Origin of the sequence: Rhodoferax sp., from assembly GCF_044236835.1 — a bacterium.
GTDB lineage: Bacteria > Pseudomonadota > Gammaproteobacteria > Burkholderiales > Burkholderiaceae_C > Allorhodoferax.
This window is the reverse complement of the sequence record NZ_JBIIGC010000024.1, coordinates 29,219-42,857: the sequence shown is the minus strand read 5'-3', so window position 1 is coordinate 42,857 and position 13,639 is coordinate 29,219. Positions and strand designations below refer to the sequence as shown.

Annotated in this window: 14 protein-coding genes, 1 tRNA gene and 1 pseudogene; 2 read left to right on the top strand and 14 right to left on the bottom strand. The window is 62.6% G+C overall.

Annotated elements, in window-relative coordinates:
• Positions 1-391 precede the first annotated feature (391 nt).
• A complete protein-coding gene (locus ACILRC_RS13940) occupies positions 392-580 on the top strand; it encodes an Arm DNA-binding domain-containing protein (protein ID WP_395669981.1) in 189 nt (62 codons plus the stop codon).
• A 12-nt stretch (positions 581-592) separates the two neighbouring features.
• Positions 593-850 carry a hypothetical protein gene (locus tag ACILRC_RS13935; RefSeq protein ID WP_395669980.1) on the top strand — a complete coding sequence of 86 codons (258 nt, stop codon included), beginning with the start codon at positions 593-595 and terminating at the stop codon, positions 848-850.
• 121 nt (positions 851-971) lie between these two features.
• Here the strand turns inward: ACILRC_RS13935 and ACILRC_RS13930 are convergent, their stop codons facing one another.
• The 14 genes and pseudogenes from ACILRC_RS13930 to ACILRC_RS13865 form a co-directional block, all read right to left on the bottom strand.
• Positions 972-1,649: a hypothetical protein gene (locus ACILRC_RS13930; RefSeq protein WP_395669979.1), complete on the bottom strand. Its 678-nt coding sequence runs from the start codon at positions 1,647-1,649 to the stop codon at positions 972-974.
• A 238-nt stretch (positions 1,650-1,887) separates the two neighbouring features.
• Positions 1,888-2,063 (bottom strand): annotated as a pseudogene (locus ACILRC_RS13925) (LysR family transcriptional regulator); the annotation flags it as partial.
• Entirely contained in the window at positions 2,060-3,391 is a 1,332-nt protein-coding gene (locus ACILRC_RS13920; RefSeq protein ID WP_395669978.1) for an FAD-dependent oxidoreductase, read from the bottom strand. The gene ACILRC_RS13920 and the pseudogene ACILRC_RS13925, both read right to left, overlap by 4 nt.
• Before the next feature lie 79 nt (positions 3,392-3,470).
• On the bottom strand, positions 3,471-4,046 hold the full coding sequence (locus ACILRC_RS13915; protein ID WP_395669977.1) for a flavin reductase family protein: 576 nt from the start codon (positions 4,044-4,046) through the stop codon (positions 3,471-3,473).
• A gap of 142 nt (positions 4,047-4,188) precedes the next feature.
• Positions 4,189-5,046 (bottom strand): alpha/beta hydrolase family protein, encoded by an 858-nt coding sequence (locus ACILRC_RS13910; protein ID WP_395669976.1) that lies wholly within the window; start codon positions 5,044-5,046, stop codon positions 4,189-4,191.
• Positions 5,043-6,113, bottom strand: a complete 1,071-nt coding sequence (locus ACILRC_RS13905; RefSeq protein WP_395669975.1) for a BPSS1187 family protein — start codon at positions 6,111-6,113, stop codon at positions 5,043-5,045. Before ACILRC_RS13905 ends, ACILRC_RS13910 begins: the two co-directional genes overlap by 4 nt.
• A gap of 238 nt (positions 6,114-6,351) precedes the next feature.
• Positions 6,352-6,427 (bottom strand) — tRNA-Asn (locus ACILRC_RS13900).
• A 13-nt stretch (positions 6,428-6,440) separates the two neighbouring features.
• On the bottom strand, positions 6,441-7,568 hold the full coding sequence (locus ACILRC_RS13895; RefSeq protein WP_395669974.1) for an NAD(P)/FAD-dependent oxidoreductase: 1,128 nt from the start codon (positions 7,566-7,568) through the stop codon (positions 6,441-6,443).
• A gap of 25 nt (positions 7,569-7,593) precedes the next feature.
• Positions 7,594-7,923: a ferredoxin FdxA gene (gene fdxA, locus ACILRC_RS13890; protein WP_395669973.1), complete on the bottom strand. Its 330-nt coding sequence runs from the start codon at positions 7,921-7,923 to the stop codon at positions 7,594-7,596.
• A gap of 119 nt (positions 7,924-8,042) precedes the next feature.
• Complete coding sequence (locus ACILRC_RS13885) at positions 8,043-9,344, bottom strand: sulfate adenylyltransferase subunit 1 (protein ID WP_395669972.1); 1,302 nt, start codon at positions 9,342-9,344, stop codon at positions 8,043-8,045.
• Positions 9,344-10,276, bottom strand: a complete 933-nt coding sequence (cysD, locus tag ACILRC_RS13880; protein WP_395669971.1) for a sulfate adenylyltransferase subunit CysD — start codon at positions 10,274-10,276, stop codon at positions 9,344-9,346. The genes ACILRC_RS13885 and cysD overlap by 1 nt, the downstream gene beginning before the upstream one ends.
• The gene (locus tag ACILRC_RS13875) at positions 10,273-11,046 is read right to left on the bottom strand and encodes a phosphoadenylyl-sulfate reductase (protein WP_395669970.1); all 774 of its coding nucleotides are present in this window, start codon (positions 11,044-11,046) and stop codon (positions 10,273-10,275) included. The genes cysD and ACILRC_RS13875 overlap by 4 nt, the downstream gene beginning before the upstream one ends.
• Positions 11,043-11,474 (bottom strand): DUF934 domain-containing protein, encoded by a 432-nt coding sequence (locus ACILRC_RS13870; RefSeq protein ID WP_395669969.1) that lies wholly within the window; start codon positions 11,472-11,474, stop codon positions 11,043-11,045. The genes ACILRC_RS13875 and ACILRC_RS13870 overlap by 4 nt, the downstream gene beginning before the upstream one ends.
• A 45-nt stretch (positions 11,475-11,519) precedes the next feature.
• The gene (locus ACILRC_RS13865; RefSeq protein ID WP_395669968.1) at positions 11,520-13,331 is read right to left on the bottom strand and encodes a nitrite/sulfite reductase; all 1,812 of its coding nucleotides are present in this window, start codon (positions 13,329-13,331) and stop codon (positions 11,520-11,522) included.
• Positions 13,332-13,639 lie beyond the last annotated feature (308 nt).

The following is a 13,639-nucleotide window of genomic DNA, read 5'->3' as shown; positions in this document are numbered from 1 at the left end:
GCCCACGCTCGGTAACTTGACGTACCGCTTCAGCCTTGAATTCGGCCGGGTATCTCACTCTCTTCATAGTTATCACTCCAGTTCAATTTCGACCTTAACAGGTGTCTATTGAAGCGGGTGACGTCCAGGTGGCTTCACGGGCGCTGTATCGTCTCTCGACCTTCTTCATTTCGCCGATTATTCGAGCCCGTCGATCCATCATCCATTTGAGTGCGGAGGGAATTTTTACCATGCACAAATTGGACCAAGTCACGACATCTTGTTCAATGTCATCTGCTCCTAAAGAGCGTTTTTTAGTGTCCAAGGACGGCCGTTGCCAGCCAGCACCCGTTGGGGGTATGGGGGATCCGGTTGGGGGGTATTGCCCGATTTGACCCCCTTGGAGTGCCCCATGCCATTGACCGACGCCGCCATCAAGAAGGCCAAACCGGGCGACAAACCCCTCAAGCTGAGCGATGCACAAGGCCTGTACCTGCTGGTTAACCCGGTTGGTTCGAAGCTATGGCGCTGGAAATACCGGTTCTTGGGCACGGAGGAGGTGATGTCGCTGGGTGCTTACCCGGACGTTTCACTTGCTTAGGCACGTGACGGAGTGGGCGACGCGCGCAAGTTGTTGGCAAGCGGCATCGACCCGATGGCGAACAGCGTCACCAAAAAAATCGCCAACCAGGCGTCGGCAATGAGCGCCTTTCAGCCCGGGGCCTTCCTGTGGTGGGGCCATTGGCACAGTGCCAAGAGTGCGCGGCATGTAGACGATGTGATGCGCTGTCAAAAAGCCGATGTGTTCACAGCCATCGGCGCTCGCATGGCGTCCAAGATACAGGCTCGTGCGTTGGCGACGATGGTGTAGACCGTTTCAATGCGCGGTTCTTGAGACATTGGCCGCTGAATTCCACTCAAACCAGCTTCTTCGCTCGACATCACCATCAATTTTTAGCACAAGTTTCATTTCTAAATTCCATCTCATCAGCTCACCTTTTTATAATAATTCGTTGACCCCTTAGAGTTTCTAATAAATCGCCAACAAGTCGCGAAATGCAGACTGAATGTACATCAGCGTTGCAATCCTGGGCCTTGAAGTCAATCACCTTTGTTGCGCCCACATTAAACGTACCCACTCCTGACTGAAAATCCCAAGCAACTTTCTTGTCTTTTGTCCAGTCGTCTATTTTTACTAGTTTGTATCCAAAGTTAACAAGTCCAGTCCACTCCGAAGTACTTTGGTTTACAAAATATCTATCAATTCTCATAATCAAAACATAGTCATCTGCAGAAACAAAAAGTCCGACCATTTCATCGACAGATGGCGAGAAAGTCTTAACGGAAATCGTGGTGCCTTGCTGAGTTACCTCTTTACGAAGGGGCATTAACTTAATCGTTGCATTAACCCCTGAGGCATTCAGTTGCGTTCGGAGTTCCTGTGATAAGGCAGATCCAATCTTAGTCATCAATGGACTATCACCATCCACTTTTGAATTTCGATCTGCAGACAACTCCACCATAGATAAAGCAGTCACATCGATCACCAGATTCAAATTTTTTATAGGCTGGGGTGGGCGCTCCGCGTTCCAAATTCCTGAGTATGTAGCGCACCCTGAAACTACAAGCGACACAGTACACAGAAAAACAAAACGAAAAAAATAATTCATAGTTGATTTCATTGGGATGGAATTGGTTAGTTTACATACTTGACGACAAGTCAATCTTTGAACTCCAGTGTACTCAAGCCCGAGCGGTAAACGGAGCGCGACTAGCGACGATGCGACTAGTGGCGCATTAGTAGCGACCAACCCAGTATATGCCAGTTAACCAGGACTTATAACGGCAATCAGCGGGTTTGTTGGAGGTTAGTGTGATTCGATTATGGTGATGCGCTGGGACACCCCGGCGCTGCCCGGCAATGGTCAGCCGAAATTGCTTGTTGCGCCGGTCCACCAGCACCACACCAAGCTCCTCTTCCAGCGAAGAAATGCGCGCCGACAGCGCCGACTGCGTGATGTGCAGCTTCTGTGCCGCCCGCGTCACGCCGCCCAGTGGAAGGCCTCGACAAATCGCAAATTCATGGGCGCGTGCCATCCAGCAAGGGCGCACCGCCAATGCCACGCAGCCCTTGCGATTGCAGCATGGCCACCACCGCCAGCGCATCGACGGCTTGCACATCGCAGCCAGCTGCCAGCGCTTGCGCTGCTGCCACGCCACAGGCTTGCCCCATGGCCATGCATTGGGGCATGCCGCGCACCGACGCAAACGCAGCCGGGTCGGCACACACCAGACGGCCGGCGAACAGCAGGTTTTGGATGCGGCGCGGCACCAGGCTGCGCAGAGGGATGGTGTAGTAGCTGCCCCGCGCCACGGCGGCGTCGTGGGTCATGTCGGCGCTGGTGCGCATCACATCGTCGATGGGGTTGTCGCAGGCCACAATGCCGTCTGCAAAGTGCGTGGACTGCGCCAGATCCTCGGCGCTCAAGCGGTACATGGCTTCGAGTTTGCGCGTCTCACGCACCCCCACCGTGGGCCCCAGGCCCCACATCTGCGCGTGCGCAAAGCCGGGCACGCTGTCCACCAAGAAGCGCGCCACCTGGCTGCAGCGCCTGCGGCCCTCTTGGGTGGCGGCGGCCACCGCATCCGGGTGGGTGCCGTCCACGCCGCGCACCGTCACCGTGTTGCAAAACACGCTGCCGGGGTGGAAGCCGCGCATCAGGTAGAGCTTTTTCAAATCGGGGTGCAGTCGGCCCTCGGCCACGCCGCGCGCCGCGTGGCTGCGAAAGTACGGGTCGGCATCCGCAAACACGCGCTCGCAATCGGCGCCCAGCATGTGGAAGGACAGCGTCACCGCCATCATGTTGCCCTGTCCGTCGCCCACGGTGTAGGGCACGCCGGCGCGCGCGGAGAGGTCGCCATCGCCCGAGCAGTCGATGACCACCCGGGGTGCAAAGGCGAACGCGCCGCGCCGGTCGGTGCAGGCCACGTGGGTGATGCGTGCGTCATCCATGCGGGGTTCGCCCACGATGCAGCCCAGGTGCAGGTGCACACCGGCTTCGGCCAGCATCTCAAACATGGTCAGCGTGCCCAACTCGTGGTCGTACTGCACCTCGGGGCCAAAGTTGTCCAACACACAGGGACGCACCTCGGCGGCAGGTGGCGACATCGCCATCAAGCGCTCGGTCAGTTCCGAAAAAATGCCGCCTATGCTGTGCCCCAAGGGGTAGCCACCGCCCCAGGGCATGCCAGGGCAAAACGCCATCACACCGCCGACCTTGGTGCCCGCCTCGACCAGGTGCACCGACAGGCCCGCGCGGGCCGCGGCAATCGCCGCACCGAAACCTGCGGTGCCGCCGCCCACCACCAAGACGTCGCAGGCGATGGTACGGCGCTGTCCAGAATCAAGCATGGTGTGCGCTCCTCTTGGGCTGCAGTGTGTGTGGGTTAGCGAGCGCTGGTTTGAACTGGGATGGAGGGTTGTTTCGCGGTCAACCCTGCACTGTTTTGCCAGTCACAAAGAACTGCCCTCCAGCCACGTGGTGGATGGTGCGTAAATCGTCTGAGGCGGCGTCAAAGTGCCAGCGACCGTCACGGAACACGCGGTCGTCGGCCCAGGCGCCAAGCACATCGCCGATGAACAGGTCGTAGGCCGTTTGGTTGTGCGGCTCGGGGACCAACTGGCAGACCAGCCAGCCCACACAACCGTGGACCAGGGGCGTGCCACTGTTGGGCGCAGCAAAGGTGGTGACGCCGTGCTTGGCGAGCTTGTGGGGTGTGTCCTTGGCGCTGTCGGTGCCGACACCGCAGGTGAGGGTGGCCATGGCCTGGGTGGGCAACTGCAGCGCAAAAAAGCCACTGGCTTCGATCAACTCCCGGGTGCGTGTCGCCTTGTCCAGCACCACGGTCACTTTGGGCGTGTTGCCAAAGTCCAGCACACAGGCCCAGGCCGCAGCCATCACGTTGATGCTGTCCCCATGCTGTGCGGACACCAGCACCGTGGGGCCGTGGTTCATGAGGCGGTAGGACTTGTCCAGCGGGACCGGGGTGAAGTGGGTGGGCAGCATTGGAGCGGATTTTAGAGTTGGCTTGGTTGACAGACAGGCGAGGCGCGTTAAACAGGGCCGGTAGCGCGCAACCGGACTGCCGCAGTTCCATGCTTCTTGATGCCTGGCCGGGCCTGTGTGCCCGCTCCAAGCTAGGTGACGCCTATTTGACGTTCAGCTCGATTCCGGCAACTCTGGGCGGTGCTTTGCAGTCGCCCGCGCGAACGCCCTGGAGAAACGCAGCGATGGTCTGGTTGGTCAGCATCTCGGTTTTGCGTGACAAGCCGTTGCCCGCAAAGTTCAGGTGGCTTGCGCCGTCAATCACACCCAACCACTTGCAGCCCGGGGGCATGTCCCTGTAGGGTTCGGTGCGTGTTTCCCACGAGGCTCCACCGAGCTCGGTGTCGCGGGTACCGGTCAGCATCAGCACGGGCTTTTGGATACCCGACCAAGCGCCCTGGGGGAATATCGACCCGGCGCCTTGCGGCGACAGCGCAATGTAGGCGGTAAACGCGTTGCTGCCCTGGGTGTCCACTTTGTTTCTCGCGCCTGCTTCGATCATGGCAGTCGCTGCGCCCATCGAGTGTCCAATGAGCAGCGTGGTGGCCGAATTGCAATGGGTTTGTGCCCATTGCGTGGCAGCGGCAATGTCTTGGAGCCTGCCTCGGTAGGCATCGGTTTCGGTAATCAGTTCGGCCAAGCCACCCCGCAAACCCTCGCGGCGCACCTGTTCGCGCAATGCACGTCTGCCACTCTCTGGGTGGCCGACCACCACGGACAGGTAGCCCAAGGCGGACAGCGCCTCTCCCAGGTAGCGGTAGCCTTTTTCAGTGCCACCCGCTCCCGGCGAAACGATCGCGATGCCGGCGCATATCCCCGTTGCCGGTGCGTAGGCCATGGCTTGCAGCAGTTGCTTGTCTTGCCGCTGCAACTGAACCGAGTCCTGCGCCATTGCCAGTCCACCGCAACCCGTCAGCAACAGGCCGATGGCTTGGCACCGCCGCAAGCTGCTCCAGGTCACTGAAAGCACAGGTAGTCCCAAACGCCGTTGGTATCGAACAGCGGCCTTCCATTCCCGTCGAGCGGGGTGGATGCATCGACCACGGTGATGCCGTGGTTCTTGAGTGCCACGGTCAGCGCGGTACTGGCCGGGTTAAAGGAGAGTGAGGTCCGAAGTTGCCGGGAGCCCAATGTCGGCGTTGCCCCGTCGTTGAACAGCACCGGCCCGGAACCCGGCTTGGACATGCCCAGGCCGTCCCAGTGCGCAAAAGCATGTGTATTGGGCACCAGCGTGTCGCTGTCTGCGCCAAAACCGTACTGCAAGCTCGCTGGCGTCATGTTGGTTCTTCCAGCGGTCCAGTTGGCGGGTTGGTCGGTGGTTTCATTCCAGTCTTCAGGGGACGAGAAATACACCGCGCGGCTGAGCGAAACTGTCTTTGCCAGAACCCCCACATGCCCTCCGCCTTGCGAATGGCCGGCCAGCACCACCTTGCTCCAATCGACGGTGTTGTCCGTTGCCAAAAACTGCCCCCAGTTCTCCGCAGGGTGGTTGGCCCTGAGCCAGACCAGCAGCTTGTTCAAGCGGTTGACGATGGAGTCTGCCGATGACACCGGAGTCTGGCCAGTCACCGGTGAGCCCCCGCCAAACACCACCGCGTTGCGTGCGTTCCAGTAGCAGCTGAGCTCCGACCTGTTTTGGCACAGGCTGCCCATTGCGGTTTGGTTTTCGTAATTGATGCCAAGTGCGTGGAAGCCCCGTGCGGCGCCGGCCCGCAGGATGAAGGAGTATTGCGTGGGAACGCCCCGGGTCCCCGGAATAAACACGAACAACTTGCCCCGCGCGCTGACCGATGGCGAAGGGTTGATGGCCACATGCGGCGCCTCGGCGGCGATGGGGGCGGCCGTGATGCTGGTGTCCGTGAGGGTGGCGTTGACTGGTCGCTCAACCGATAGTGGTGCGCTGGCCGTTGGTGTACCGCTGGCACCGCCTCCACCGCCGCCACAAGCGGCCAAAGCCAGCAGCGCACCCAACCAAAAACCCAGGCGCAGCGCCCTGGACTGCAGAGATGGCGGACGGTTAGTTCGCATAGCTTGAGTGCCCCTTGAAACGTTTCAGCTCCCTATCGACATGCTTGTCACACCACTTTAACCCACCGACGGTGGTCCAAGTCAAGGTTGCGAGCGGGACGATGGCCAAGCGCGTGCAAGTGGCTCTTGATGCTCTGCCTGCAAGGCAATGCTTTCAAAATGGCCGCGACGCCGCCCCAAAGAAAAACCCCTGTTACCGAATTGGTAGCAGGGGTTTTGTTTGCCTTGCGGCCTTTTTTGGCTCCTCGACCTGGGCTCGAACCAGGGACCTACGGATTAACAGTCCGGCGCTCTACCGACTGAGCTATCGAGGAATGAAGCCCGCAATTATAGACCAGAATTTTCGCTGTTTTGCCCGGCTGAGGTGGGATGTTCCACTCCGAGGAGCCGGTGGAGTTGGGTGCTGGTGGTGGTGTACTGCAGCGGCACGTTGCGCTCGGGTGCGATGTACTGCATGGCCCCAAAAGCGGCCAGCACGCACTCATGAAATCCGCAAACGATGAGCTTCTTTTTGCCGGGGTAGAGGTTGATGTCGCCCACCGCGAAGATGCCGGCTTGGCTGGTCGAGAAGGTCTCTGTGTCCACCGCCAGCTGGCGCCGCTGTAGCGCCAATCCCCAGTCGGCAATCGGCCCGAGTTTGGGCGAGAGGCCTTGCAGCACCCACAGCTGGTCAACCGGCAGGCCGCGCACAACGCCATCGCTGTGCAGCAGATCCAGCGCCGCCAGCCGGCCGCCCTCGGTGCGCACAGCGCTGACCTGGGCCGCCACAAAACGGAGGTGACCCTGCGCCACCTGTTCGCGAAAGCGCGCCACGGTGCTGTCGGCTGCGCTCAACACATCGCGCCGGTGCACCACGGTCACGCTGCGTGGACTGTCGCTGGTCGGGCCCTTGTTGGGTTGCGGGCAGTACTGCAGCGCGGCCTCCAAAGCCAGATCGCCATCGCCCACGATCACCAGGTCCGCGCCGGCCAATGCGGCGGTGTTGTCAGCCGTGTAGTGGAGCTGGCTGCCCTCGAATGCGTCCAGGCCCTCTACCTTGAGCGTGCGCGGCTGGAAGGCACCGGCTCCGGCTGCAATGAACACGGTTTTGGTGAGAAAGGCCTGCGCCGCAGCCCCTGCGCGTGCGGCGGTGCGCACCAGAAACCGGCCATCCGGTTGGCGGTGCAGCTCGCTCACCACCTGCCCGAAATGGAAGCTTGGCGCAAAGGGCTGCACCTGTTGCAGCAAACGGTCCACCAGCTCTTGGCCGGTGCACACCGGGATGCCAGGAATGTCGTAAATGGGTTTGTCGGGGTACAGCGTGGCGCACTGGCCGCCCGCGTGGGGCAGGCTGTCGACCACATGGGCGTGGACTTCTTGCAGCCCGAGTTGGAACACCTGGAACAGTCCCACCGGGCCCGCACCCACTACCAGCGCGTCGATTTCGGTGGGCTTGTGTGTGGATGTGTCTGCCATGGAACCACCGGTGCCCCGGTGCGATTTAGCGAATCAGGTGCGAGAGCTTATTGGTCTTGTCTTTCCACTCGTCGGCATCGGGCAAGGGTGCCTTGCGCTTGGTGATGCTTTTCCAGTGGGGCAGCTTGGACAACTCGGCGTTGAGCTGGGTCATGTGCTGCTGGTCGCGCGGCACGTCTTCCTCGGCATAGATGGCGTTGACCGGGCACTCGGGGATGCAGACCGCGCAGTCGATGCATTCGTCGGGGTCGATGGTGAGAAAGTTGGGCCCCTCGCGAAAGCAGTCCACGGGGCAGACGTCGACGCAGTCGGTGTACTTGCACTTGATGCAGGCTTCGGTGACGGTATGGGTCATGTTGGGGTCAGGGGCAGTGGTGGTGGGACGCTTGCGGGTTGGCAGCGCAGCGGCGATTTTATTGGCAATTCGCCCCGTTCCTTGGGGGCAGGGCGAAAGCCGTTTGCACTGGCGCAGTATCAACTCAGCATCAAAGCGCCCGAGGTCTTGTGGCTGGCGGTGTCCACCAAAATCAGCGCGCCCATGACCCGCGATGCGCTGTAGGGCTGCACGGCAATAGGCTCTTGCAGCGCCAGCGAGATGGTGCCAATCGCATTGGGGGCGAGGGTGCTGGCGGCTTGGGTGGCCAGCGTATGGATGTCTAGGCTGTGCGCAATCTGCGTGACCTTGGCCTTGACCCAGCGGTGGCCGTGCAGCGCCCAGTAGGTGCGACCCGCAACCAGTGGCTCATCGTCCATCCAGGCCACGGTGCCTTGGACCGTGCGTGTGGGTTCCAGCGTCTGGGCGCCTGCGTCACTGGCCAGCAGCCAGTCGCCGCGCGAGACATCGACCTCACGGTCGAGCACGATGCCTGCACTTTGGCCTGCGTCGACCGCGCCGCTTATGCGCACATGGCTGAGCACCTGCGCGACCACGGCGGTTTGGCCGCTGGGCAGGATGGCAACTTGCTGGCCCACCTGCACGCGACCTTGGGCGACGCGGCCCCAAAACACGCGGCGGCCTTTTTGCGTGTCGCTGGAGTCGTGGAATTTTTCGACCCACTGCACCGGAAACGCCAGCGCCGCACCGGAGGGCTCACCAAGCACCGGCAAGTCCTCCAGCAACTGCAGCACGCTTTGGCCTTGGTAGCCACACCAGCCGGGACGCGCATGCACCACGTTGTGTCCCTTGAGGGCCGACATGGGCACGGTGGCGTGTACCGCAATGCCAGCGGCCTGTGCGAAGGCGTGCAAGGCTGCGCTGATCTTTTGGAACGCCTGCTCGGCATGCTCCAGCGCATCGAGTTTGTTGATGGCAAAAATCAAATGCGGCACCCGCAGCAGGTGCACCAGGAGCGCGTGGCGCCGAGTTTGGGGCAGCAGGGCGGGCAGGCCATCACCCTCCCACTGCAGCTTGGTCGCATCGACCAGCACCACGGCGGCGTGGGCGCTGCTGGCGGCAGTGACCATGTTGCGGGTGTATTGCTCGTGGCCGGGCGCGTCGCCGATGATGAACTTGCGCTTGGGCGTGGCGAAGTAGCGGTAGGCCACATCGATGGTGATGCCCTGCTCGCGCTCGGCGGACAGGCCATCGGTGAACAGCGCCAGATCCGCCTCGCCGCTGTGGGACACATTGGCCCACTGGTCTTGCAGCACCGCGCGGCTGTCCACCAGCAGGCGGCCAATCAGCGTGCTTTTGCCGTCGTCCACACTGCCGCAGGTGATGAAGCGCAGCGCGCTGTGGGTGTCGGCGCTGCTTGCGGTGTCGGTGGGGTGGGGCATCAGAAGTAACCGTCCTTTTTGCGTTTTTCCATGGACGCTTCCGAGGTTTTGTCGTCCATGCGGGTGGCGCCGCGCTCGCTCACTTCGGCGGCCAGCGTTTCTTGCACCACGTCAGCGGCATTGGCGGCCAGGCTTGCTACCGGGCAGGTGCAGGTGATGTCGCCCACGGTGCGAAAACGCACCTCGCGCATCTGCGGTATTTCGCCGGGGCGCGCCGGGGTGAGTTCGGTCACCGGCACCAGCAGGCCTTTGCGCTCCACCACCTCGCGCAGGTGGCTGTAGTACAGCGCGGGCAGGGCGATGGCTTCGCGTGCTATGTACTGCCACACATCGAGCTCGGTCCAGTTGGAAATTGGGAACACCCGGAAGTGCTCGCCCGGATGCAAGCGGGTGTTGAACAGCGTCCACAGCTCGGGCCGCTGCGCCTTGGGCTGCCACTGCCCGAAGCTGTCGCGGTGGCTGAAGATGCGCTCCTTGGCGCGGGCCTTTTCTTCGTCGCGCCGGGCGCCGCCAATCAGCGCGTCAAAGCGAAACTCGTCAATTGCCTCCAAGAGCGTGACCGACTGGTGCACATTGCGCGACTCGCCGGGGTGGGCCAGCCGCACCGTGCCCCGCGCCATCGAATCTTCCACGCTGCGTACGATCAAGCGCGCGCCGAGTTCGGCGGCGCGCTGGTCGCGAAAGTCGGTCACCTCAGAAAAGTTGTGGCCGGTGTCGATCATCAGCAGCGGGTAGGGAATGCGGCCCACGCCAAAAGCTTTCTCGGCGCACTTGAGCATCACCAGCGAGTCCTTACCGCCGGAGAACAGCAGGGCAGGGCGCTCGAACGCGGCGGCTACCTCGCGCAGGATGAAGATGGTTTCTTCTTCCAGCGCGTCGAGGTGCTGGTTGGACACACGGTGCAGCACGGCGGGTGGTACAGGGGCGTTCATGCGCTTTCTTTCTGCGCTAGGGCGGAGGCGGATTTGACGTGCAGGCCGCACTCCTTGGCGGCCTCGTCTTCCCACCACCAGCGCCCGGCGCGCCAGTCTTCGCCCAGGCTGATCGCGCGGGTGCAGGGCGCGCAGCCGATGCTGGGGTAGAAGGCGTCGTGCAGCGGGTTGTAGTCGAGCTGGTTGAGCGCAATCGTGTGCCACACATCGCCCCAGGTCCAGTTCGCCAGCGGGTTGATTTTGGTGCGCGCTTCGGTGTGGTCGACCAAGGGGACATCAGCACGGTTGCCGCTTTGCTCGCGGCGCAGGCCGGTGATCCAGGCGTCTTTGCCCGCGAGCGCGCGCTCCAGCGGTTCGAGCTTGCGGATGCCGCAGCAGGCTTTGCGCAAGGCGATGCTTTTGTACATTGCGTCCGTGCCTTCGCGCTGGACGAATTCAACGACCGCAGTCGCCACCGGTTGGTACACGGTGACCGGCGCGCGCGAATTGGCTTGGAACCGCTGCAGCAAGTCCAGGGTCTGCGCATGGAGCTGGCCGGTGTCGAGCACAAAGATGCCGATGTGGAGCTGCAAGCTATTGATCAGGTGGCTGATGACGATGTCTTCTGCCCCCAAGCTGGAAGCTTGCACCACCGAGGCGGCTTGGCCGGGCGCAGCCGGCGCGTACTGCGCTGCTGCCTGCGACAGCACGCTTTGCGCCTCCGCCAGCCGCAGGGTGTACTGCGGCGAGGGTTTGGCGTGCAGGTCCACTGCGCGGGAGGTGGCGCTCATGCGGCGCTGTGCGGAGAACTTGCATTCGCACTGCGTGCGGAACTTGGATTCGCGCTTCTCGCGAAGACCGGCGCTACCGTGACCGCATCGCCTTGGTAAAAGGCGGTGAACTGGTCGAACTGCGCCATCGCGACCGCCATGTCTTGGTCGGCGCGCAGCACGGCGCAATCAAATCCAGTGCGTTGCATTTGCACCAGCTGGTCTACCAGCACGTCGCCGGTGGCGCGGATTTCGCCTGCAAAACCTAACCGGCGGCGCAGCAAGAATGCCTGGCTGTAGGCGCGCCCGTCGGTGAACTTGGGAAAGTGCAGGTCGATGCGGTCTATGCCGTCGAGTGCGGCCGCGCGCGGGTCGGCGTCGTTGGGCAGGGCCAGAACCCGCACGCTGGGTGGCGTCTCGGGCAGGGCGTTGGCGGCGATGAGTTTCATGGTGTGTGGCGTCAGCGTGCGTGTGAGGTTGGCGTGCGGCTGGGCTCAGGCTTCCTGCGCGTCGCGGGCAAACCCGCTGGACTTGGGCAGGGTATGCAGCTCTTCGTGCTTGTCGCTCAGGCGGGCGCTGTTGGCAGCTGCCTTGAAGTCCTCGAAGCCCACCCGCCTGAGCGTGTCGATGAAGGTCTCGGCACCGCTACGGTGGCGGCGGTAGGTGTCGAGCACCGCCTCGATCACGCCGGGCACCTCACTCGCACCAAAGGACGGGCCAACCACCTTGCCGGGCGTTGCCGGGCCGCTCAAGGGCGAACCGTCCGAGCCGCCCAGCGAGACCTGGTACCACTCCTTGCCGTCCTTGTCCACGCCCAGGATGCCGATGTGGCCGCTGTGGTGGTGGCCGCAGGAGTTGATGCAGCCGCTGATGTGCAGGTCGATCTCGCCCAGGTCGTGCAGCTCGTCCATGTCTTGGTAGCGCTCGGTGATGGCCGCAGCAACAGGGATGGAGCGCGCGTTGGCCAGCGCGCAAAAGTCGCCGCCGGGGCAGGCGATCATGTCGGTGAGCAAGCGCACGTTCGAGCGGGCCAAGCCGGCGTGGCTGGCCGCCACCCACAGCGCGGGCAGATCGGCCTCGCGCACCCAGGGCAGCAGCAGGTTTTGGTCGTGGGTAACGCGCGCTTCGCCCGCGCTGAACTCGTCGGCCAAATCGGCAGCGGTGTCGAGCTGGTCGGCATCGGCATCGCCCGGTGCCTGGCCCAGGCGCTTGAACGACAGGGTGACCGCGCGCAGCGCCGGGTTCTTGTGGGCGGCCACGTTTTGCTTGAGCCAGCGGGCGTAATCGGTCTGGCGGTCGGCGGGCACAGTTACCGGCTTGGCTGCACTGCGGCTATTCAACGTGGGCGGCACAAACGAGGCGTTCACGCGGTCCAGCTCGGCCTGCGGGATGGTGTGTGGCGCGCCGTCCGCGTGGATGATTTGCTGGTACTCGGCCTCCACCTCGTCGATGTAACGCTGGCCCTCGGCCTTGACCAAAATCTTGATGCGCGCCTTGTACATGTTGTCGCGCCGACCCCAGCGGTTGTAGACCCGCACCACCGCCTCCAGAAAATTCATGATCTGGTTCCAGGGCAGGAACTCGCGGATGGTGGTGCCAATCAACGGCGTGCGGCCCATGCCGCCGCCCACCAGCACCTTGAAGCCCAGCTCACCCTGTTCGCTCTTGATCAGGTGCAGCCCCACGTCGTGCCAGTGGGTGGCCGCGCGGTCGGCGGTGGCGCCGGTGATGGCGATCTTGAACTTGCGCGGCAGGTAGGCGAACTCGGGGTGCAGCGTGCTCCACTGGCGCAAGATTTCAGCAAACGGCCGCGGGTCGGCCACCTCGTCGGGCGCCACGCCGGCCAGCTCGTCGCTGGTGATGTTGCGGATGCAGTTGCCGCTGGTCTGGATGCCGTGCATCTGCACGCTGGCCAGCAGGTCCATCACATCGGCACTTTTGGCCAACGGAATCCAGTTGAACTGCACGTTCTGGCGGGTGGTGAAGTGGCCGTAGCCCACCGGCAGGTGGGTGGTGCCCCAGGTGGCCTGGGTGCCAATGGCCTTCTCGAAAACCTCTTTGCTGGGGTGGTCGTATTCGCGGGCGATTTTGGCCAGCACCCGCAGCTGCGCACTCGACAACTCGCCATACGGCACCGCCACCCGCAACATGGGCGCATAGCGCTGGATGTACCAGCCGTTTTGCAAGCGCAGGGGCCGAAACTCGTCGTCCGACAAGGTGCCGGCAAGGTTGCGCTCTAGCTGCTTGCGGTACTGTTGCGCCCGGGACCGAACGAACTGGCGGTCGAAATCTGTGTACTGGTACATGGTGACTGTGTGCCCTGCGGGCGGTTGGGTCGGGCAGCTCCGGCGCAAAGCGCCAACGCCTGCAGCGCCATCGCGCAGCGGCCCGCAGTGTAGCCAGTCAGCGCTGCGCCAAGAACCACTTGTTTTCTATTTTCTTATGCTGGACGAGCATAAGCGGGGGTGTTGCTCGCCTTCAGAAGCGAGCGGCTTGGGTCGTTTCCAGCGCGAGTCAGTTCAGTCGCATGATTCGCGCTCATACGCATATCTTCACGTCGCGGTCTGTTCGCAAATGTTGCGAACTCATTGGTGCGTGCGGCATCGACAAAATT